Here is a 21,444-nt window from a genome sequence, read left to right as displayed (position 1 = left end):
CGCTTGTGCAATAGTGTCCTCTTTTATACTTCTGACTGCATGCCAAGGGCCGATGGAGAAAGAAGCCTTTAAGTCTGAGGATCTTATTGGAAAAAAAATACCTGGTTCAGTTATGGATTTGTCCCATTGGAAAATCACCCTGCCAATGGACAGCAATCGCGATGGTAAAATCGATGAGGTCGCGCCACCCCATATTGGCCGGTTACTCGAACCGCGGTTTTTTTATGCTAACGATGGGGGAGTGGTATTTACCGCGCCGAATAAGGCCATAACCACATCAGGCTCCACTAATACTCGCAGTGAACTGCGGCAAATGATTGACCCTGCAGGCTCTAAAACTAAAGCCCCAGGAAATAACTTTGCTTTAGCGGCGCATTCTAAGGCGTCTCGTTATGGATCAATTGGTGGACGCTTGTCGGCAACCTTAGCGGTTAATCATGTTGCCGTAGAAGCTAAAAACCCCAATAAAAAACCTGCTTACTCTGTGGTTGTGGGGCAAATACATGCGGGTAAAGATGACAAAATGGCTCGAGGTTTTGGCTACGGTAATGAGCCATTAAAGATATATTATAAAAAATTCCCCAATCATGATTATGGCTCTGTATTTTGGACTTATGAGCGTAATCTAGCGAAAGATGATCCCAATCGCACGGATATTGCGTACCCCGTGTGGGGTAACCTTTGGGATTCTGCGGACGACCCGAAAGAGCAGGGTGTTCAGCTTAATCAACCCTTTAGTTATACCGTTGATGTGGTGGGTAATGTGATGCATTTGACCTTCGAGGCGGAGGGCCGCCCTAAAGTTGAGTACTCGGTAGATCTGTCAAACAATGTAGATCCTAACGGTAACGTGGATGAGCTAGATAACCCGCGTGGTTACAGCGGTGATTGGTTTTACTTTAAGGCCGGTGCTTACAACCAATGCAGCAGTAAAGACCAGGACGGCATGTGGTACGCAGGCTGTGCAGGTTCGGGAGTTTGGGCAGAAGATTCGCAAGCGGGTCACTATGCGCAGGCGACCTTCTCGTCCATTACCTTAGACTGATAACACACAGACCTTAGTTTCCTGAATAAGCGCCGTTTACCTAGCAAGGTGGGCGGTGCTAGCGTCCCCTTTCTGAGGGATTCTTTCTTGCGAATCTCTGGTGAAGCTTCAGCTTGCTTTGCCTCATTAAGCTTTTTCGGCGGTTTATGTCTTGCCGTGCGATGCCGCAGAATTTTATCGTATCTAATCCCTCGTTGATAAGTCCTTGATACTTAAGGATATCTCCTAGTGTCATAAGTTTTCCCTATATTGGTTTATTTTGTGTATTCCAAATCGGTTGACAATGCTGTCGTCAATTCGGTAGTGTCGTTGTCTGGTGAGCGGGGCTGACCGCTGACAAATGGCTTTATAGCAACAGCAGGCTTTGGTTTAACGTCTAGTTGATACCCTGAGTGTGTTGCTCTATTCGTTAAGATGACGGAATGATTGGCTGGCTGGGTGCAGTTTTTTAGCTGATCAATAAGCAGTTGAGAACAAGGAAAGCATGAACGGTTTAGCTGTTTGTGCTTGTCGTTGTAATAACAATAATAGTTAAAATTGTGGGTTGTTTATGCGAGTTGTAAGAAGCTTTTTAATGCTATCAACCATGATGGTTGCCGCTTGCGGTGGCTCTGGTGGGGGAGATTCGTCTAATGGCGGCAATTCTAGTTCGTCATTACCATCGTCTTCTGCGGGTACCTCATCCAGTTCTTCTTCGCTAGCGTCGTCTGATGTTAGTTCCAGCAGCCAACAAAGTAGCAGCTCCTCAATGCAGTCGAGCGTCCCCTCTCACGCCGATGATGTGCCGGTTGCCGGTGAATTTACCGATGCTGACACTGTTCCGAGTATTGAGTGTTCACAAGTGGTTAATTCTGTCTCGGCGCTAAAAAGTGCGGCGAGCACAGCTATGACAGCGGGTACGACCCTGTGTCTGGCGGATGGTGAATACACCGACTTCGAGCTGTCGTTTGGTGGTAATGGCTCGGCAGATAATCCTATTACCATTGCCGCCGAGAACCCCGGTCAAGTAATCATCGGTGGTGAAGTGCAAGTGCAGATGGGCGGCTCTTATTTGGTGTTGCAAGGTTTTGTTTTTAAAGGCGGCGAAACCGCTAACAGTAATATGATTGCAACGCGCTTAGGTGGCGGTACGGTATGCAGCCATTGTCGTATAACGGAAATCGCGATTGTCGACATGGATTCCGGTAGTGGTAACAACACTAAGTGGATCTACGATTACGGTGAGTACACCCGTATAGATCATAACTGGTTTGCGGGGAAAACCTCGCGTGGTGCACTGTTGGTGGTGGATCGTTGGATTGATGACGATACCGATCCGGCAACCACTCAAATAGATTACGCAAAAATTGACCACAATTATTTTGGTGATAGAGCTCCGGCTGCGGGTAAAGCGTACGCATCTAGTGACGACAATGAATATGAAGCCGTACGGATAGGCTTAAGCACTAGCCATAGCGCAGACTCTTATTCTGTGGTGGCACATAATTATTTTGAAAGAATAGATGCCGAGGCTGAGGTGATTTCCAATAAAGCCGGCAATAACAGCATTGTTCACAATACCATTCGTGACAGCTATGGCTCTATTACTACTCGCCATGGTGCGGATGCCATCATCGCCAATAATTTTATTATTGGCGATGATCACCCTTATGCGGGGGGGATACGCCTTATCGACGACGGTCATTTAGTTGTTAACAATTATATCGAAGGCGTGCGCTATAAAAATACCACTCATCACGGCGGCATTGTTCTGATGGGGGCGGACTCCAGTCCCAGCGATAGTGGTTATCAGCAGCTAGAAAACGTATATGTTGGTTTTAATACGATTGTTGATAGTGTTAATAGTTTAAATGTTGATGGTGGTAAAAAATCTAAAAACCCTAAAGATGTATACCTAGTTAATAATCTCATTGCCAATGCGATTGGACCCGTTTTGACTCAGGCGAGTGACGGGATGCCAGGCGGTGATACAGAAATAGCTGGGAATATTGTTTACGGGCAGAGCTTTTCGGACAGTGACGACTTAAGTGCGGTGGAGGGTATTCACTTTATTGATGCCGTACTTGCTAAAGCCGAGGATGGTTTATGGCGGCCAAGTGTAAATAGCCCTAACTTGGGGGCGGTAGTGGCCAGCACAGGTGATTTTGATCATGTGGATAAAGACATGGATGGTCAGTCTCGTGAATCCAATACCTATGTTGGTGCCGATCACCCTGCATTAAGCCCAGTGAGTCGTTTTCCGCTCACTGCTACCCAGGTTGGCCCTAAAAGTTATACGCCCCCCTATAGTCAAGGCTATGTGATTCGTTATCCGATAAACAATCACGATTTTGATGACGGTGCCGATGGCTGGATATTTTCTGGCACGACAGAGGTTTCCAGCGACAGTGATCAGGTGTTTTCGCGAGGCTTTTCGGCAGTGGTTTCCGGCACTGGCAACTTAACTCAAAACATATCGTTACAGGAAAATACTATTTACACCCTGTCGGCTTTTGTCAAAGGTGCGGGCGAGTTTGGCGTAGTGTTGGACGATGGAAGTGAGCACATGGCAACGGATAGCTCGAATGATTTTGAGTTTCGTTCGGTTACCTTTAACTCCGGTGATAACACTGAGGCAAAGATTATCGCTCGTATGCCTATGGCGCTGCGTAAATCTGTGGCTATTGTAAATGCTAATTTTGATGAGGATCTGTCTACTGGTTGGACAACCCTGGAAAATTCGGGCGATGGGAAGGAAACCCAAGGGCTGGGTGACGTAGGCAACTCCAGCAATACAGCATTTGATGATTCATCAAGCGGCTCGGCTAAGTTAGGTTATCGTTACGCGGCCGATGAAAGCAGCACTCCGAGCCTGTACCAGGTGGTCGATGGAATTCTTCCCAATACCGAATATACGTTAAGTATGTATTTGCTCGTAAAGTCTGTTGCAAGCTCGACAGCCAGTATTGGCGTGAAAGATTCTGGTGGTACACAAGTGTTGCATGAAGTGTCGGTCAACTATGACGATTTAAAAAACAACGGCGCTGCTGAATCTTCAAGTGATAGTTATTATCAAGCTACAACCACTTTTAATAGTGGCAATCGTACCTCCATGATGGTGTTCGCGAAATTTAATCCAGAACTAATTGCTAATAATCCAGGTTCTCCTGCTGAGCTAGATAGCGATGCTCGGAAACAATACGAGTTACGCATAGACAATATCGAGTTGACCCATGAAACCGCTCCAACTTTAGAGGATGAGGCGATTTTTGATAGTTTTAGATTGGTGAGTCATGCGTCGGGCGACTGATCTTTTTAAAAGTAAGATTAAATTTTATATATTCAGACGTTTTTACATAAAATCTTTAACAAATAATAAGGGTGTAAACTTATGAAGATGAAGCTTTTAACTGTGTCTATATTGGCCGCAACATTGGCAGCTTGTGGGGGCGATGGCGATGATGTTTTTGATGTCCCAGATGTCTCCAACAGTAGCAGCAGCTCAAGTTCAACTCCGGCCGTTAATACTCCGGCCACTTTTGGAAACTTGACGGCGACTATTACCAATAGCACCGAAGATGATTTGGCCGGAACCGTGTCAGTGTCTGACTCTGACTCAGGTGAAGCTACGATTCAGCCGCTGACCGATGAAAGCACTATGTATGGCACCTTCTCGATCAGTGCTGACGGTTCTTGGCTCTACTCTCTTGACACGTCCGATACCACAGTTGCTTCCTTGTCCGGCGCGGAAGATTCGATCGTGGATACGGTAGAGCTTCAGTCTGCCGATGGTACGGCTGCGACTTTAGAGATCACCATTACTGGTGCTGATACGGTTGTGAGTACCACTCAAGCGGCAAGAATTACCGATAACATGATCGACGATGCCGGTGAGCTACGCTATAAGTTTGGTGAAGCAATATCTCAGGGTAAATTGACTTTATCTTTCTTGAAAGATGATAAAGCGGAAACCGAAGATGGCACAGCTAAAGACGCCTATATAGGTCTGTACGGCTCGTCAACTAGCACCAGTCAAGCGATGGTTGATTTGCGTATCCAGGCTGACAAATATGTCATTCGCGATCAAGACGGTATCGATGTGGATATTCCGTTTGTTCCCGGTGAGTGGACCGATGTGGAAATGACCTGGGATGCTTCTGGCGCCTCCGACTCAGTCACTCCGCTTGTCACCATTACGATTAATGGTGTCAGTGTAACTACCGAGCCGTTCTCGTCGGCGTCATCTATTCCGACCACCGTTCAAGGTGGTGTTGAGACGCTAGTGTTTAAATTGGGTGATAACGGCTCAACGATTCCTCATGCGGCTTTCTATGTTGATAACGTTAAAGTTTACTCTGATAAAGACGGGGCGACGTTGGCGTTTGAAGATGATTTTGAAAGCTACACGGTAGGCGCTTCACTTGATCCAGAAGAAGACGCGGCCTCGGTCTATCACAACAATACCGCTGAAGTGGTCGTGGCAAGTGTGTCGGTCACGGAAGAGCAAGGTTCAGGTGGTGGCACTGGTGGCGGGACAGGTCCGGGCAATGCCGGAAATAAAATAGCAAAAATCACCGACAACATGATCGATGATGCTGGTGAGTTGCGCTATAAATTCGACTCAGCTATTGAGAAAGGTAAGTTGTCAGTCGCTTTCTTAAAAGATGACAATGCTGAAACCGCCGATGGCAGCGCTAAAGATGCTTATATTGGCTTGTTTGGCTCATCTACCAGCACCAGTAAAGCTATTGTTGATTTGCGGATTCAAGCGGATAAATACGCTATTCGCGATCAAGACGGTATTGATGTGGCGGTTCCTTACGCCCCAGATGTGTGGAACAACGTGGAAGTAACTTGGGATGCATCCGCTGCCGATGCCAGCACCACGCCCATGCTTACCATTACCATTAATGGTGTAAGCGTGACCGTTGACCCATTTGCATCGGCATCATCTTCGCCATCTGAGGTTATGGAAGGTGTTGAATATATTATCTTTAAGTTTGGTGATAATGGTTCAACGATTCCTACGGCGGTTTATAGCGTTGATGATGTCAAAGTGTTCTCTGACCTTGCGGGTACAGCGGTAGTGTTTGAGGATGACTTTGAAGCTTACGGCGTTGGTGATTCATTGGACCCAGACGTGAACGCTGATTCGATCTACCACAGCAACAGCGCTGAAGTAGTCGTCGGACAAGAGTAAGTTCTTTAAAGTTTTATGGTGGTTATATCTGCCCTCGCTCTGCGGGGGCAGATTTTATTTTCCTCTCAAAATCCCCCTTGATACTCCCTCCGTGTTGACCAGCCTTCCTTGTCGGCGATACAAATTATTGGCGATACTGCGCGGTTTTACTCGAGTTTTACGGTTCCGGGCCATTTTCTCCTATTTTGTCAATCGTGGTTTTCAAATTGGTAAACCGTACATCCTTGTTATCCCCTGTCGTAATGGTGATTTCGACCATATTGATTGCTGGCTCTGACTTTTCGGGGTCTCTTTTAGCGTAATTATATAAGTTTTCCGCGACTCTTTGCGGCGCTTTAACCTATTGATATATATAGATTTTAAAATAATTCCGGAATGGTGCCATATTGGTTGTAACCATATGTATTCAAAATGGTTGACAATGTGGTGGTGTTTTGGGTAATGTTTCCATGGCGAAAGAAGTTGTCCTGCCTAAAAACATAATTATGGAGAATGAGAAGTGAGCGACTATAAAAAAACTAATTTATCTAAAGCTATTGCGGCTATCAGTGGCGCAATGATGACCGCGTCAGCACTGACGTTTGCCCAAGTTGCTGTTGCACAAGAATCAGCGGTAATAGAAGAGGTGGTGGTAACAGGTATTCGCGCCTCTCTTGAAAGCGCTATCCAAGAAAAACGTGCATCAGATAACCTTATCGAAGTTATTAAATCGGAAGATATTGGTAAATTGCCCGACCAAAACCTAGCCGAAGTACTCGAAAACGTTCCTGGTGTTCAGATCACTCGTACCGGTGGTGTAGGTACTGGCGTTCAGATTCGTGGTACTAACGCTAACCGCACTGAAATCAACGGCGTATCTACTGTGGGTTCTGGTGGTGGTCGTGGCGGTATCGACTTTGAAGATGTTTCTGCTGCAATTATTGCGGCTGTTGAAGTAACCAAAGCACCAGATGCCAAGACCATTGAAGGCTCGGTTGGCGGTACTATCAACCTAAGAACAATTCGACCACTTGAGCTTAAAGAGATGCTCGGTTCGGTCCGCGTCCAAGGTGAAAACAGCAGCCTGGCGACTGACAGTACGCTTACGCCACGAATTTCTGGCACCTTTGGTAACAACTGGGAAACCAGTGCCGGTGATATGGGCTTTGTGATTAGTGCGAGCTACGCCGAACAAGATGTTTCTAACTTCCGCCCACGCGTTGATTTGGATAACTTGGTTGCCTCCGATAGCGGCTACCCTAGCGCCCAATCGTTTGACTTTCTTCCGGTGCAGTTCTTAATTCAACAAGCTGAAAGCTTTGAATACGAAACCACTAACTTTTCTGGTGCGTTTGAGTGGGCACCTAATGACAGCGTAAAAATCTACGCCGATGCAATTTTAAACGATCAAGATGTTAAAGAAGAAAGCTACCGCGCCCAGGCTTCTGGTGTTAGTGCGATGTTGCAAACCTCTACGCCTACTCACTTCCAGGATATCGATTTTGGTGTGCTCCCTGGTGAAAACGGTTCTCAAGACTTAGGTTCCATTAAGGCGGCACAAGTAGGTGTTATTGGCGTTAATATTGCCCACGACGATGACGATCCAAACTTGCGTATCTCAACAGACACTGACTCTCGCAATACCGAAAGTGAAATTCTTCGCTTGGGAACCGACTGGGAAGCTGGTCGATTGTCCGGTACTGTAGAGGTTGCTCGCTCTAAGTCGACGACCGTTAACCCACGCATCAACACCACGCTTAACTTTATTAACCCTAACGCACCTTTGGATGCGGGTGGCGGTAATGATAACGCTGTACCTTTTGAGTACGATCTGCGTGATGGTTTGGCTTTCGGTATTGCTTATGGCACTGCTAATGCACCAACCCGTGAAGATATGTTGAATGCAGACAACTATGTGTTGGATGCATTTGAAGTTGCTAACGACTTTGCCGAAAACAAAGAAGACGCTTTCCGTGCGGACTTTACCTTCGACGTAAGTGCTGGCGGCATCACTACTGTTGATTTCGGCTACCGTTATAGCGAAGCATCTAGCTTGAACGAAGATGCCGGCGTGAACGTTGGTTACAGCAGCATGATTCACTCGGCACGCGCTAGCAGTTTTTCTGAGTTGATGACTGCAGGTCCTGATAACTTTGGTGATGGCGACGGTCGCGATCTTTATATTGCCGACTTCCTGATGGTTAACCCAGAGCTGATTGCTTCAGATTTTGAAGGCACTATGCAGACTCTTATCGACGCTACTGCCGCGCATCAGGCCGGTTTAGCGGAAGACGATAAGAAGCTTTTAAGCACGCCTTCTTCAGAAACTAATAGCTTCTTCGATATTTCAGAAGAAACTCACGCGCTTTATGCTCAAGCAAACTTTGAGTACGGTATCTTCCGTGGTAATGCTGGTTTCCGTTACGTCGAATCAGAAGTGGCTTCAACTGGTATTTCTTCTTTGGATGGTGAAGAGCAGTTGGTTACCTACAAAGGTGATTATGACTTCTTGTTGCCACGTATTAACGTGGTGGCCAACATTACCGATGACTTAGTTCTTCGTGCAGGCTATAGCCAAGATATTAACCGTGCGGGCTTCACCGCTCTGTCTACCTCTACTAGCTACAGCACCAGTCCAAACCCTGCGGTAACTATTGGTAACCCAGGCTTACAGCCAGAAGAGGTAGAGTCATTTGATATCTCGGCGGAATACTACTTTGCACCTTCTGCCGTAGCCAGCATTGGTTACTTTGAGAAGAAGCGTACTAACTTGCACCGTGCGCAAACCGAAGATGCTCCATTGGATGCCAACGGTTATCGTGAAATCAACGATCAGACTTGTGCCAGTGGCGGTATTTGGAACCCAATTGCTGACCGCAACGTATTGGCGTCAGATGCTAACCAAGGTTCTGGCATCTGTGTACCAAGATCAACCACCATCAATGATGATGCCGAAACTACTCAGAAAGGTATCGAGCTTGCCTTTCAGTACGATTTAGCTGACTTCGAAGATGTGTTGGGTTGGGGTTCTGGTTTTGGTTTTATGGCTAACTACACTTGGCAGGAGTTCTCTGGTGGCGATACTGTAAACGACGCTACTAGCCGAGCATCTGATGTGTTTGAGGCGACTTCTGGCCTTACTGATGTGACCTTTAAGCAGGCGCTATTGGACTTGTCTGAAAACGCTTACAACATTACCACTTACTACGAGAAGCACGGTATCTCTGCACGTCTTCGTTACACTTGGCGTGAAGCGTATCGCTCGGAAGACTTTGGTAGTACTTCAAGCTACCCATGGGGCTTCCCAGTGGTTCAGGGCGACCGTGGTCAGCTTAATGCAAGTATCTCTTACGATGTTACCGATCAGTTAAACATCGGCATCGAAGGTGTTAACTTGACCAAGTCTGAGGTTAACCAATACTGCGTGAATGATGGTGCTATGCTTTGTTATCAAGGCCTCACCGATCGTCGTATCACTGTTGGCGCCAGCTATAAGTTTTAATTAACATTTAAAACTTAATGTAACGCCAGAGAGTGTTTCTGGCTTAACGCAAAAAACCCCGGTTTATCCGGGGTTTTTTGCGTTTGGGTTTTAAATTGGCTTTTTGTCTACCTTGTTTAAAGCTTGCCGTTGTCAGTGGTGCATGTGTGTTGCGCTATTACGAGCCGTAATGTGTAAGCTAATGTTTCGCTCTCGGTTAACTGTTGAGCTTTTTGTTCTGGTTATGATTTAAGTCTGTGGGCGATAGAGTAACGCGGACAAGTTGATGCTTGGCCAGTTATCAGTGTGCGCCTTCAGGGCGTTTAAGCGGAAAGGTGGCTGATAGGTTGACTTGTCATTGATGCGGTTAAGTTGCATGTGCGTTATTTTGTTGTTACGCGATAAAAATTATTAAGAGTAACAGCGTTGATGTAGATACAAGATCTAAGCAGAAGTGTTTAAGTGCAAGAGTGATGATGGGGAGGGTAGTTTTTAGTGTGGTGGTGGTTAATTTAAGGGTAAAAAAAGGCCCGCTAATGCGGGCCAAAGTCGTTGCCGTCTGATTTAAGACGGCGAGGAACAGGGATTAAAGGAACTTAGCTTTTACGCCAAAGAAGACGCGAGGGCCGTAGCTGTTAACTTCACCCAAATTGTCGTTGGAGTAAAAGTATTGCTGTTTGGGTTCATCAAACAGGTTAATACCTTCTAAGCTCAAGCGAATATTATCGGTGATGTAGTAAGACATGCGCGCTTCCCACACACCGGTGTCACCTACGTAGCGTAAGCGGGTGCCATTGCTGGTGTAAGGCTGGAAGTATTCACTGCGATACTTGTAGATCAAGTTAGCATCAAAGTCGCCTACCGAGTAATACAGCTGGCTTGAGAATACGTGGTTAGAAAAGCCAGGAACGTTAGCGGGCGCGACGATTCCTTCGGATTGCGAGACAACATTTCCGTCTTCGTCGCGAACAGTGATGTCGCCGTAATTACTGTCTTCAAATTCAAAGTCAGAGTCAGCGTAGTTATAGCTCGCTTTAACACCAAAGCCGCTTAAAAAACCTGGTAGGTAAGAGAGGTTGTGAGTCGCGGTAACTTCAAAACCCGTCAGATTGCTGGTTTCGTCGTTAGTTTGAGTTAGGTCAAACTGGGCGGGTACGGTTACCCCATCAATATTGAACTGTTCGGTCACGCGAGTTGTATCAAATCCACCTTGGAACTTCTTGTGGTAAATGCCAAGTGCCAACAGGGTGTCTTGATTTGGGTACCACTCGATGGCGGTGTCAAAGCTCCAAGAGGTTAACGGTTGCAGGTTCGGGTTGCCGTCGCCACTCACGTTTTGAATCAGCTCATCCAGTTGGGTGATGTCTTCTTCACTGCTGACGGTAAAGCCGCGCTGATAGCTCATGTCGGCCGGCTCGGGGCGCGACAGGCCACGGTAAATCGCACCGCGTAACATAAGGTCATCGGTTAGGTCGACGATCAGGTTAAAACTTGGCAGAACTTCAGTGTAGTCACCGCCGGCTTCTACGCGTTCAAGGTCGGCGCCGTCAACGGGCACTAAAGAGAGGATGTCAGAATCAGAGGTGGCGATGGTGTAAGGCGTGCGGTAGCCAATGGACTCTACGTCGGTTTGTACCACGCGAAGACCAAAATTACCTCTAACCGTTTTGTTCATTAGCTGGCTGTCGAAGTCGGCCATAATGTAGGCCGCCTTGGTCGTCTCAGTGACGTCGGTAACACCGGCCAATGACTCCGGCATTTCTGGGAATTCCATTGATTCCCCAGTGAAGTCGGCTAACATCGACACAGCGCAGGCGGTGTCGAATGTGGCCCAGCTGTTCACCGCTTTGGTGACATTGCCTTGCTCATCAACGATGGTGAACAATGCGCCGTCGCGCTCAGAGGACATAAAGTTGCTTTCGGGAAAGTCGATAGCACAGGTTTGGTTTACTTCGGCTAAAAACTCGTGCTCGCCGATGGTAACTTCAAATTCATTACGAGCGGTTGGTCCCATGTCGAGATATTCAAGCTCGGAGACCCGAACACCACCTTTAATCCCTGTAATAGCGCCACCATCTAAACGTAAATCAAAGTCTGCACGGAAGGCTTCGATGGTGTTAGTACGATCGACATCGCTATCGATACGTGCACGGTAGCGATCCGAGAATAGAGTATGATCGGTAATGTCGAAATCGGTGATTTGGTACTGACGAATGCCTGAGTCGGTATCCCATTGCACCATGGGGCGATACTGCGAGTTAAGCTCGGCGAAAACATTGCGGTCATCAGACTGGGTGCGAAGCAACAGCTGGTGCTCGACGCGTTCGGTTTCAGAAAAAGAGTAATCGGCAGAAACGGTTAAATTATCGCTAACGTCATATGCGATGTTTAAACCGTAACCGGTATAGTCTTCGTTGCGACGGTATAGCTCGCTGTTCGACTCAATGGCTGTTTCGCCCATCCAGTTGGTAATGGCGCCGGTATCGGTTACGACTAAATTCTCCGCCGTAACGCCTGGAGTTACGCGCTTCATATTGGCGAAGTTTAAGTCGTGACGCTTTTCTGCCTGAATACGCTCGGATTGCTGGTAATCAAGGTTAATGTCTATTTTGTCATTGGGCTGGAACTGTACGGCGGCAAAAAATGCTTCACGCTCATCCGATGTGTCGTTTTGGCGGTAGCCGTTAGAGCTTGGGGCAAATGCGTAAGGACTGCCGTCACTGTAGGCTTTGCCGGTCTCGGGGTTAATTTCGGTGTTATAGCCACCAGAATTGGATGGGCCGCTAGTTGGATCTTCGCAATCGCCGGCGGAGCTGAGGTAGTAGCCTCGGTCGGTGACATTAGGATCGTTAATGCAAGCAAACAGTGAGGTACCGCTGGGGCTGGAGGCGCGCATCTCGGATTCTGGCTGAGCAATATCGCTTTGCTCATAGCCCAATGAAATGCCTAATGCCGAGCCGTTATCAAACTCAAACTGATCAACGTAGCTAACACTGCCGCGAAAGCCGATATCACCGGACATAGAATCGCTGATATTTTGTTGGTTAGGCTGAATGCCGGCTTTCGCCTCGATTTGCAGGCGGCGCTTATTAAAATCAAGCGGCTTAACGGTTTCTATCGCAATTAACCCTGCCACACCGCCTTCGATCAGGCTGGCATCTTGGGTCTTATAAATAGCAACTTTGTTAACCAGCTCGGACGGAAACTGCGAGAAGTTAACTGAGCGGTCACCGCTACCGTTAGTGGCGTTGCGCCCATTAAAGGTGGTTGCGCTTAGGTAGGGGCCAAGGCCACGAATAGAAATCTCGGTCGCGCCGCCGTTTTCACGATGCGATGATGCGCCGGTAATGGACTCAAGTGCTTCACCAATCGATAGCGCAGGCATGTCACCGATATCGTTAGCGGACATACCGTCGACGATGGTGGTGGAGCTGCGTTTAATGTCGATGGTGGTTTGGATCGTGGCACGAGTGCCTTGTACGATAACCTCTTCCACTATTGGCGTTTCATTGGCCGAGTTTTGTGTTTGCTCTTCCTGTGCTTGGGCTGCGCTTACGCATGAAGCGGCGGCAATAGCGCTGACCAAAACAGATCGTTTAAAGCTGTGCTTTTTAACTATTTCATTCGCGAGTTTATTGTTATTTCGCATGTCTTCCTCCAGGGGGAACCATTATTGTTGATATTAACGTAAGCGCTCTTTGGCGCCCAATTTGGCTATACGTGGTAATAGCCATTGTCAACCAAAATGACTTCAGGATGCAAGGGCGGTGCTGAACAATATCTAAAAACAGTTTGTTTCTAGGTTTTTATTCATATTCTTCGAGAAGTTCAGTTATTAGTCGTTTGTGAAATTAGTATAAAAGGTAATAACGGTAATATATTCTGCTCTTGGTGTTGATTATTTTCTGAGGCTCTTCGCCCGCCTGCGTGTCAAAATTGGTTGACCAAATGAGATTGTGAGTCATCTATGATACTAGTCTGTTTTGGGGTTTTATGATCGTCAGGCTCGATTGCTTGGTGCTTTTTTATTTCGACTGCGACAGGGTGGCCAAGTGATGACGGCTATTACTATAAAATGCTGAGGTTTATAGGTTGCACGTTCTTTGGTGTACAGTTTTATTGAACTCGGGCGGAGCAAAGACGCTCTGCCCGTGTTTAAATTTGGGTTAATTGTGCGAGTGCTCCAGAGCGTAGAAGGTTACCTGGGTATAGTCATCATCGCCGCCACTGTTGTTTTGGTTGTACGCGCCGGCTTTAAAGTACATGTACTGACCGCCCTCGTCATAACCGCTGCTGCTCATATCAACGGTTTTGCTGACGGTAGGTTTGCCCTCGCGATAAATAAACACGGTTAGGGTGTGACCTTGCACGTCTATCTCGTAGCTAAACTTCTCATTCAGCGCAATGCCGTCGGTTGGGTTTGATGCGCTGTCGCTGCGACTGCCGATCATTTCATGCCAGGTGTCATCGCCCCCTTTTATCTCGTGGGCAAAATAAATAGAACCTTTGCTGTTGCCTGGTAGTTTGCGGTAGTAAAGACGAATCGGCTCGTCATCGTTGGCGTGGATCTGCCCGACAATTACCCGGCCGATTTGGTAGGTTTCTCCGGTGGTGGATACTCGGTTCACCGCCAAGGTCGCTCGCATATTGCCGTCTACACCGCCGGCGGCCGCACGTTCAGCGGCTGGTGCGCTGCCAAATACCCAGTTGTTGGCATTAACCCCTTGGGTCTTAATATTGGTGTTGCCGGCGCGCAGCATCTCCCGTAGCTCAACGCGGGTGTAGCTGGTGTTGGTCGAGGTTTTGAATCCTGACGGGAAGACTCGGAACACCATGCCGCCGTCGGCAGCGGTAAAGAAATACTCTGGTAGTTGGTAGCCGTTATCCAAAGTGCTTTCTTTAATGCTGTCGGCTCGTCCGTCCTTGTCATCGTCGGTCGGTACGCTCACATACCAGCGTGATAAATCGAAGTTGCCAGAGGGGGGTAGGCTTGAGTCTAGCTCGGCTATAGGTGGTGCTCCACTTGGCTTGATGGTTGGGGTGTCCAGTCCGCCACAGCCGTGTACCTCTACTTCTATTAAGCTGTTCCAGAGATTTTCTGAGTTGCCGTGACCGATAATCCGCACATACCGCGCGGCTATCCGGGTAAAGGAATCTGTTACAAAGACATCAGAGCTCTGAGCTTGGCCATTGGCAACTAAGGTGCTCCAATTACTGTTGTCGGTAGAGGCTTCAATCTCATAAAGCGAGGTGCGTGTATCAGCATTGAGCCAGGCTGTTTTAATCTCGGCAATGCTCGCGGTGACCCCCAAATCTAACAGTAATATCTTGCCATCTCCCAGAGAAGACCAGCGTGATTCACTGTCAAGGCTGGCATCAATAGCGTTGCTGGGGCCGTGACCGTCATGGCTGCCGTCGTCACTGGCGGCGTCAATGATCAGGGCCGCAGTGTCGGTGCATGTATTGCTGCTTGCAACCGATGAGCTTGAAGATGAGCTGGCGACAGTAGGAGTGGGGGAGGAGCCCGATGACCCGCCGCAGCCGGTACATATTGCGACAGCCAAAGGCAGTATTAGGGTAAGAGGGGTGATGCGGGGCATAGGTTTGCTCCTAAAAGGGTAGGTCCAGGTCGTCAGTGCTCTGCTCTTTTATGGCTGCAGTACTGGTATGTGAGGTAACTGTTATTTTTGAGCCCTCGCTTGGCGAGAAGCTTTTATGGTCAGTTGAGTTTACGTTTGCCGGCCTAATTGTCAATCAATAGTTAGACCAATTGGCGGGGCTGTATTGTATGCCGACTTTAACGTGAGTGGTTTTCGTGCATGGCTACGCCAAGTTGAAGCTATTAGTCGATGAATTGAGTGTTTTCGATAGTGTCGTCGGATGGCTGAGATTGCTTCCCTGTTTGCCAAATTTTGAATGGTATGTAGATATAGCTGCCAAATGTTACATATTATTCTGTTTTGTGTGTGTGGTCGTAATAATTGGCAGAATAATAGGTATACATATTGGTTCTCAATGCGGTAATGTCTGTGCCTTGTTTGGCAAGCGGCGGTGCGCAGGCACTTAACGTTAGCTTGTTAAACAATGTGCCAGAGTGGCGGCCCCATGCTGAGTCAGCTTGGTGTTTCGTCTGAGGTCTTTGGTAACGCCATGCGAACAATAAGATGCTAAATACGCAGGTGCTCACAGTTAATCAAACTCGGTTGGCGGTGAGAGTTGATAGGTATTTCTTGTGTTCATACAGCTCTCTTATCGTTCGTTATCCACTGCGCTTAGACGCACCGTTCAGATTTAAGTGCACGTGGATGTGATTTGAAAAATGGATAAATCAAACTCATGCAACATTGATACGGACAGCTTCGATTCAGCTTACCGATTCACGATGATTAAGCGGCTCGCTTGATTAGTAGTACGTGCTTTAGCTGATGGAGCTTTCATCGGAGAACAACTATGAAATTTTTTTCTAAAAGCTCAATACTATTTTTAAGTATGACGGCGGCATCAGCCAGTGCCGTTAGCATTAATAATCCCGGTTTTGAAAACAGCTTTACGGGCTGGAATGATGACGACCCGTCAGCGATATCGAGCGATGCTTACTCCGGTAGCAAATCAGCCAAAATAACCGGTAGCAGTGGTCGGGTAGATCAGCAAATTTCTTTAAGTGCCAACACCAATTACCGGCTGACCGCCTATGTGTTAGATAAAGGCACGGTCGGTGTGAATATCAACGGCGCGGTTTTTGATGTCGACTCTAACAGTGGAAGCTGGAAAAAAGTGCAGGTGGATTTTAATTCTGGCTCTAATACCTCGGCCGAGTTGTTTGCAAAATACAACGGTGGCACGGGCCGCTTTGATGATTTCTCGATTGTCGCTTTGGGCGGCTCGTCTTCGTCATCATCAAGTAGTTCGCAAGGTTGTAACAACCCCGGCAACTTAAATATCTCCAGCGCTAGCGATGATGGCAGCCACGACGGTAACGGCCCCGGCAACGCCATTGATGGCAATTTATCGAGCCGTTGGTCTTCTAGCGGTAATGGCAAATCTATTACTCTAGATTTAGGCGGTACCAGCACCATCACTGAGCTAAAAACAGCTTGGTTTAAGGGTGATCAGCGCACTCAAACCTTTGATGTTGCCGTTTCAAGTAACGGTAGTCAGTGGAGTACTGTACTGTATAGCACCACATCTCAAGGAAGCTCAAATCTTGAGTCTTCGCCAATTGCCAGTGTCGCGGCTCGCTACGTAAAAATCACCGGTTACGGCAACACCTCAAACAGCTGGAACAGCTTACTTGAGGTCGATGTCTACGGTTGCGGTAATGGCGGTTCTGGTAGCTCCAGTAGCTCAAGCTCTAGTTCAAGCAGCTCAAGCTCAAGCAGTAACGGCTCTGGTTCCAATATCCCTAGTACCATCACCAATGGTAGTTTGTTTGATTTGGAGGGCAGCAGTCCGCATCCGTTGGTTAACAGCAGCACTCTTAGATTTGTACCACTGCAAGCTCGGGTAACAACTCCCAACGGTAATGGCTGGCGTCATGAGTACAAAATCAAATCGGGTCTTCGTATCGCCATGACTGACACCTACGAGCTGTTTCAGGCCGATATTAAAGTGGATATGTCCGATGGCGGAAAAACCATTGTCGCTCAGCACCATGCTAGTGATACCGGCACGATTATGAAGCTGTATGTGTCCGATTCGTCGGAGTCAGGCTTTAATGATAGCGTTGCCGGAAACGGTGTCTTTGATGTTTATGTGCGCCTGCGCAACACCAGTGGCAATGAAGAGAAATACGCGCTGGGCACCATTCAAAGCGGCGATACCTTTAACTTAAAAGTTATCAATGACTACGGCGATGTTCATGTTTACGCTATGGGCAACTCGTTTGGTATTCCGGTAGAGGATGATTCGGCGTCGTACTTTAAGTTTGGTAACTATCTGCAGTCGCAAGATACCAGTACCAACGATAATTGCGGACAACCGGGAGACTCAGATTCGTTTGAGCAGTGTTTTGAAGATCTCGGGATCGCTCAGTCCACCGTGACTATGACGAACGTTACCTACCAGCGAGTAGAGCGATAAGTTAGTCTAGCGCACTCAGCGATTGTCAAAAGGCCCATTCATATTTATGAGTGGGCCTTTTTTATTTAAAACGGTTTGGTCTAGCAGTGGCGCTGGCCCCAGTCTTGTCAATCACTTGTTGATTCTTACCCAAGTTGCTTTATAGCGGTATACTAAAGTTCATAGGTACGAGCATCGCCCGAGCCATCTAAAACATGCGGCCGCTCATTGCTGTTAGTCTATAAAGCTGCTGCCACGAGGTTGCCATGCGCATTATTGTTGGGGTTATTATCGCGGTGTTGTGTACTGCCTTAGTGGTAGGCATACAAAAGTGGCGCGGCCCGGTAGTGTCGGGCTTAGCGGTAGAGCTTATGCCGCTTGAGTTGCGAGTGGTCGCCAGTGGCGAGGTGCGCTATCAATCGCTTGCCCATATCGGCAGTGAAATCACCGGCACAGTAATCGCACGCCATGTTATCGAGGGTGACTGGGTTAACTCAGGCGATTTACTGATCGAGTTAAATCCAAGTGAGTTACAGTCGCGCCTAGATCAGGCCAAAACCCAATTACAGCAGTTGCACAAGGTTAGCCGCCCTCAAGCCCAAGCGGCACTGGCCGAGGCCCAAGATAATCTAAGTCAAGCCAATCGCGAGGCAAGCCGCCGTGAAGCGCTGGCCGCCGAGGGGTTGATCGCCGCCGAGCAAGTTGAGCAAGCTCAGCGGTTAAAACTAAATACACAAACTGCTTTAACACGGGCGCAACTATCGGCCGAGGCATTGGCCGCAGGCAGCACAGAAGAGCAGTTACTGCAGCAACGTGTCGCTAGCGCCGAGGCGGAGCTGGCCAAAACTCGCATCTATGCTCCCTTTACCGGGCGAGTACAAACTCGCAACGTTGAGCCGGGTGATCTGGTGCAGCCGGGCAAAGTGCTGTTAGAAATTGCCCGTAGTGATGGCCTTGATCGCTACGGTACCCCTGGCGATGGCCTAGAGGTAGTCGTGGCTCTGGATGAAAAAAACTTTGCGCCGTTACAGCTGCAGCAACAAGTACAACTCATTGCCGATGCTTGGCCCGAGCAAACCGTACCGGGTGTTGTCAGTTTTATCGCCCCGGTCGTCGATAGCGGGCGGGGCACTATTGATATTCATATCAGCGTATTGGGTGATGCCGCCGACCAGCGCAGCAAGTTACTTAATGGCATGACCGTATCCGCCAATATTATGGTCGCTGATCGGGAGCGCACTCTAGTGCTGCCCAATGATTACTTGCAGGTTAACGCCAGCGGTAAGCCGCAGGTGTTGCACTGGAGCAACGGTACGGTTAAACCGGTAGAGGTGCAGTTGGGGTTGCGCAATATGACCCACAGCGAGATAACAACGGGTTTGGCACAAGGAGATATCGTGCTGCAAACCGAGGGCCTTAATAAGGGGCAGCGTGTGCGTGTGCGACTGGAGCAACCGCCTTATGTTATTCGCTAAGCCCTTAGGTCAACTGGGTCGATCGCTCTGGATCGAGTGGCGAATTGCGCTGCGTTTTTTAGCCGATAATCCCCTGCAAACCTTTTTAATAAGCGTGGCAATTTCGGTAGGTGCTGCGGTTATTGTGTTTATTACCGCGCTTATTATGGGATTGCAAAATAACACCATCGACAAAACTTTAGGCACCCAAGCGCACATTCGGATCGAAGCGACTCGGCAGCATAATATTTTATCGGCAGCGCCCCACGGGCAATACCTTTGGGTGTTAGAAAGCCCGCGTGCCCAGCGCTTACAGACTATTAATAACTGGCAAGAAGTGCGCGATGCGCTAGATCAATACGGGGTCTTAACCACGGTTTCACCACTGATCACTGGACCAGCTTTTGCACAAAATGGCACAGCGCGGGCCTCCATTGCACTGATGGGAATCGACCCTAATCGCTACGACGGCATTATTAAGTTACAAGACTACTTGCGGGCTGGACGTTTTAGTGTTGGCGCTAGTGATGTCATGATCGGCAGTCAACTGGCCGAGGACTTAGGCTTACGCGTCGGCGATAAACTCCGCTTGGATGCCGGCGATGATCGGCAGGCGGTGAGTAAAGTTGTGGGGGTTTTTGAGTTGGGGGTGCGCGAGCTCGATAGTCGCTATGTATATACCGACTTAAAACAAGCGCAAACGCTCCTTAACTTACCCGGCGGTATCACTATGCTTGAGCTTAAAATCGCCGATATTTTTGATGCGGAACATTGGGCTCAGCGCTTTAAAAAATTAACGGGTTTACACGTACAAAGCTGGATGGAAACCAACAGTCAGTTGCTTAATGCCCTTAGCTCGCAAAGCATGACGACGCAAATGATTCGAGTGTTTGTGGCGTTATCGGTTATTTTTGGCATTGCCAGCGTACTGGCGGTGAGTGTTGTACAGCGCACCCGTGAGGTAGGAATATTACGGGCGATGGGTGGTTCACAGCAGCAAATTTTGCGAGTGTTTTTACTGCAAGGTGGGTTGTTGGGTTTGGCCGGATCTGCGCTTGGAGTATTGGTGGGTTACAGTTTGGTACAGCTATTTAACACGATGAGTGAGCTTTTATTTGTTATCCGGCTAGAGCCTTCAATGCTGTTGTCGGCCATTATGATTTCAACCGCAGCTGGTGTTATTGCCGCAGCGGTGCCGGCGCGCCGTGCCGCACAATACGATCCTGCAGTGGCAATCCGTTATGTCTAACTCGCAGTTAACCGTCAGCCAAATTACAGGGCAGGCTGTTTTGCAGCTGGATAAGCTCAACAAAATTTTTAATGCCGATACGCCACTGCAAAATCATGTTTTACACGATGTTAGCTTGCGGGTATGTCCCAGCGAGCTTGTGGCTTTAGTGGGCACCTCGGGCTCGGGTAAAAGTACTTTACTTAATATGATGGGGTTATTGGATGTGTCGACATCAGGTGAACTGCGTATACAAGGTCATTTAATTCAGGGTATGAGCGAACAACAGCGAACCCAGTTGCGTAGCGAATCTATTGGCTTTGTGTTTCAGTTTCATCATTTAATTAGCGCCTTTAGTGTGCTCGATAACGTGCTTATGCCGTTAATGTTGCGCTTTGGCAAGCCCTCTAAAGAGCAAATCGAATACGCCGAGCACTTATTAAATGAGGTGGGGTTATCTAACTACATCGCTCAGTCCACCAGCCGTTTATCGGGCGGGCAACAACAGCGGGTGGCTATTGCTCGGGCGTTAGTAACCCGTCCAGCTTTAGTCTTGGCCGATGAGCCAACCGGTAACTTAGACACACAAACAGCCGATGAAGTGTTTGCCTTGTTTGAACGCTTTAATGTTGAGCATCAGTGCGCCATTGTGATTGTGACGCACGATCCACGCCTTAGTGCGCGTTGCCCCAGAACCATTCGGTTGACCGATGGCCGCATTGTTTACGATGGCCCATCGGCAGACTTGCCTAGCGTATTTACTGTGACGCCGTAAGTTGCCGCATAAAAAGGTGCTAAAGATCGATAGGAGCTAGCACCATAAGTTTGTTTTTGTCGAGTATGTTTGTAGGAAGAGATTTGTTTTTTTTGGAGGGGGGGAGGAGATATTGTTGAATATTAGGTAGTATGCTAGCTAAATTGACCTGTTAGAGAAATTTTAAATATATAGACAAATTTACGCTAACACATTTCTCGATATTAAAGTTGTTTAAATTTTAATAGTGGCGCATTCAAAGGATG

At 48.0% G+C, this 21,444-nt stretch carries 10 protein-coding genes; 8 read left to right on the top strand and 2 right to left on the bottom strand.

Annotated features, from left to right (window positions below):
• The first annotated feature begins 112 nt into the window (after positions 1-112).
• From GILYN3_RS08970 to GILYN3_RS08955, 4 genes are all read left to right on the top strand, one after another.
• A complete protein-coding gene (locus tag GILYN3_RS08970; RefSeq protein WP_232305553.1) occupies positions 113-1,045 on the top strand; it encodes a polysaccharide lyase family 7 protein in 933 nt (310 codons plus the stop codon).
• A 550-nt stretch (positions 1,046-1,595) separates the two neighbouring features.
• Positions 1,596-4,334, top strand: coding sequence for a chondroitinase-B domain-containing protein (locus tag GILYN3_RS08965; protein ID WP_084005312.1), 2,739 nt, complete (start codon positions 1,596-1,598; stop codon positions 4,332-4,334).
• An 81-nt stretch (positions 4,335-4,415) separates the two neighbouring features.
• Positions 4,416-6,224: a VCBS domain-containing protein gene (locus GILYN3_RS08960; RefSeq protein WP_084005310.1), complete on the top strand. Its 1,809-nt coding sequence runs from the start codon at positions 4,416-4,418 to the stop codon at positions 6,222-6,224.
• Positions 6,225-6,723: 499 nt separating this feature from the next.
• Positions 6,724-9,705, top strand: coding sequence for a TonB-dependent receptor (locus GILYN3_RS08955; protein ID WP_198147337.1), 2,982 nt, complete (start codon positions 6,724-6,726; stop codon positions 9,703-9,705).
• Between the two features lie 565 nt (positions 9,706-10,270).
• On the opposite strand, the gene GILYN3_RS08950 is transcribed toward GILYN3_RS08955, so the two are convergent.
• Both GILYN3_RS08950 and GILYN3_RS08945 read right to left on the bottom strand, forming a co-directional pair.
• On the bottom strand, positions 10,271-13,333 hold the full coding sequence (locus GILYN3_RS08950) for a TonB-dependent receptor (protein ID WP_049722668.1): 3,063 nt from the start codon (positions 13,331-13,333) through the stop codon (positions 10,271-10,273).
• A gap of 517 nt (positions 13,334-13,850) precedes the next feature.
• Positions 13,851-15,284: a polysaccharide lyase family 7 protein gene (locus tag GILYN3_RS08945; protein WP_049722667.1), complete on the bottom strand. Its 1,434-nt coding sequence runs from the start codon at positions 15,282-15,284 to the stop codon at positions 13,851-13,853.
• Between the two features lie 850 nt (positions 15,285-16,134).
• Here GILYN3_RS08945 and GILYN3_RS16725 point away from each other — a divergent pair.
• The 4 genes from GILYN3_RS16725 (at position 16,135) to GILYN3_RS08925 (ending at position 21,199) form a co-directional block, all read left to right on the top strand.
• Positions 16,135-17,763: a polysaccharide lyase family 7 protein gene (locus tag GILYN3_RS16725; RefSeq protein ID WP_198147336.1), complete on the top strand. Its 1,629-nt coding sequence runs from the start codon at positions 16,135-16,137 to the stop codon at positions 17,761-17,763.
• Between the two features lie 245 nt (positions 17,764-18,008).
• Positions 18,009-19,217, top strand: a complete 1,209-nt coding sequence (locus GILYN3_RS08935) for an efflux RND transporter periplasmic adaptor subunit (RefSeq protein WP_049722666.1) — start codon at positions 18,009-18,011, stop codon at positions 19,215-19,217.
• Positions 19,204-20,445, top strand: a complete 1,242-nt coding sequence (locus GILYN3_RS08930; RefSeq protein WP_049722665.1) for an ABC transporter permease — start codon at positions 19,204-19,206, stop codon at positions 20,443-20,445. Before GILYN3_RS08935 ends, GILYN3_RS08930 begins: the two co-directional genes overlap by 14 nt.
• The gene (locus GILYN3_RS08925; RefSeq protein ID WP_049722664.1) at positions 20,438-21,199 is read left to right on the top strand and encodes an ABC transporter ATP-binding protein; all 762 of its coding nucleotides are present in this window, start codon (positions 20,438-20,440) and stop codon (positions 21,197-21,199) included. Before GILYN3_RS08930 ends, GILYN3_RS08925 begins: the two co-directional genes overlap by 8 nt.
• The last annotated feature ends 245 nt before the right edge of the window (positions 21,200-21,444 follow it).

It is taken from the genome of Gilvimarinus polysaccharolyticus (genome assembly GCF_001187555.1).
In the GTDB taxonomy this organism is placed as follows: domain Bacteria; phylum Pseudomonadota; class Gammaproteobacteria; order Pseudomonadales; family Cellvibrionaceae; genus Gilvimarinus; species Gilvimarinus polysaccharolyticus.
The sequence above is the reverse complement of the archived record's forward strand: the minus strand, read 5'-3'. Positions and strand labels throughout refer to the sequence as shown.

What these genes read in the sequence shown, in the direction of transcription:
- GILYN3_RS08970 (WP_232305553.1), top strand. Translation starts at nt 113, where the DNA reads ATGGATTTGTCCCATTGGAAAATCACCCTGCCAATGGACAGCAATCGC.
- GILYN3_RS08965 (WP_084005312.1), top strand. Translation starts at nt 1,596, where the DNA reads ATGCGAGTTGTAAGAAGCTTTTTAATGCTATCAACCATGATGGTTGCC.
- GILYN3_RS08960 (WP_084005310.1), top strand. Translation starts at nt 4,416, where the DNA reads ATGAAGATGAAGCTTTTAACTGTGTCTATATTGGCCGCAACATTGGCA.
- GILYN3_RS08950 (WP_049722668.1), bottom strand. Translation starts at nt 13,333, where the DNA reads ATGCGAAATAACAATAAACTCGCGAATGAAATAGTTAAAAAGCACAGC.
- GILYN3_RS08945 (WP_049722667.1), bottom strand. Translation starts at nt 15,284, where the DNA reads ATGCCCCGCATCACCCCTCTTACCCTAATACTGCCTTTGGCTGTCGCA.
- GILYN3_RS16725 (WP_198147336.1), top strand. Translation starts at nt 16,135, where the DNA reads ATGAAATTTTTTTCTAAAAGCTCAATACTATTTTTAAGTATGACGGCG.
- GILYN3_RS08935 (WP_049722666.1), top strand. Translation starts at nt 18,009, where the DNA reads ATGCGCATTATTGTTGGGGTTATTATCGCGGTGTTGTGTACTGCCTTA.
- GILYN3_RS08930 (WP_049722665.1), top strand. Translation starts at nt 19,204, where the DNA reads ATGTTATTCGCTAAGCCCTTAGGTCAACTGGGTCGATCGCTCTGGATC.
- GILYN3_RS08925 (WP_049722664.1), top strand. Translation starts at nt 20,438, where the DNA reads ATGTCTAACTCGCAGTTAACCGTCAGCCAAATTACAGGGCAGGCTGTT.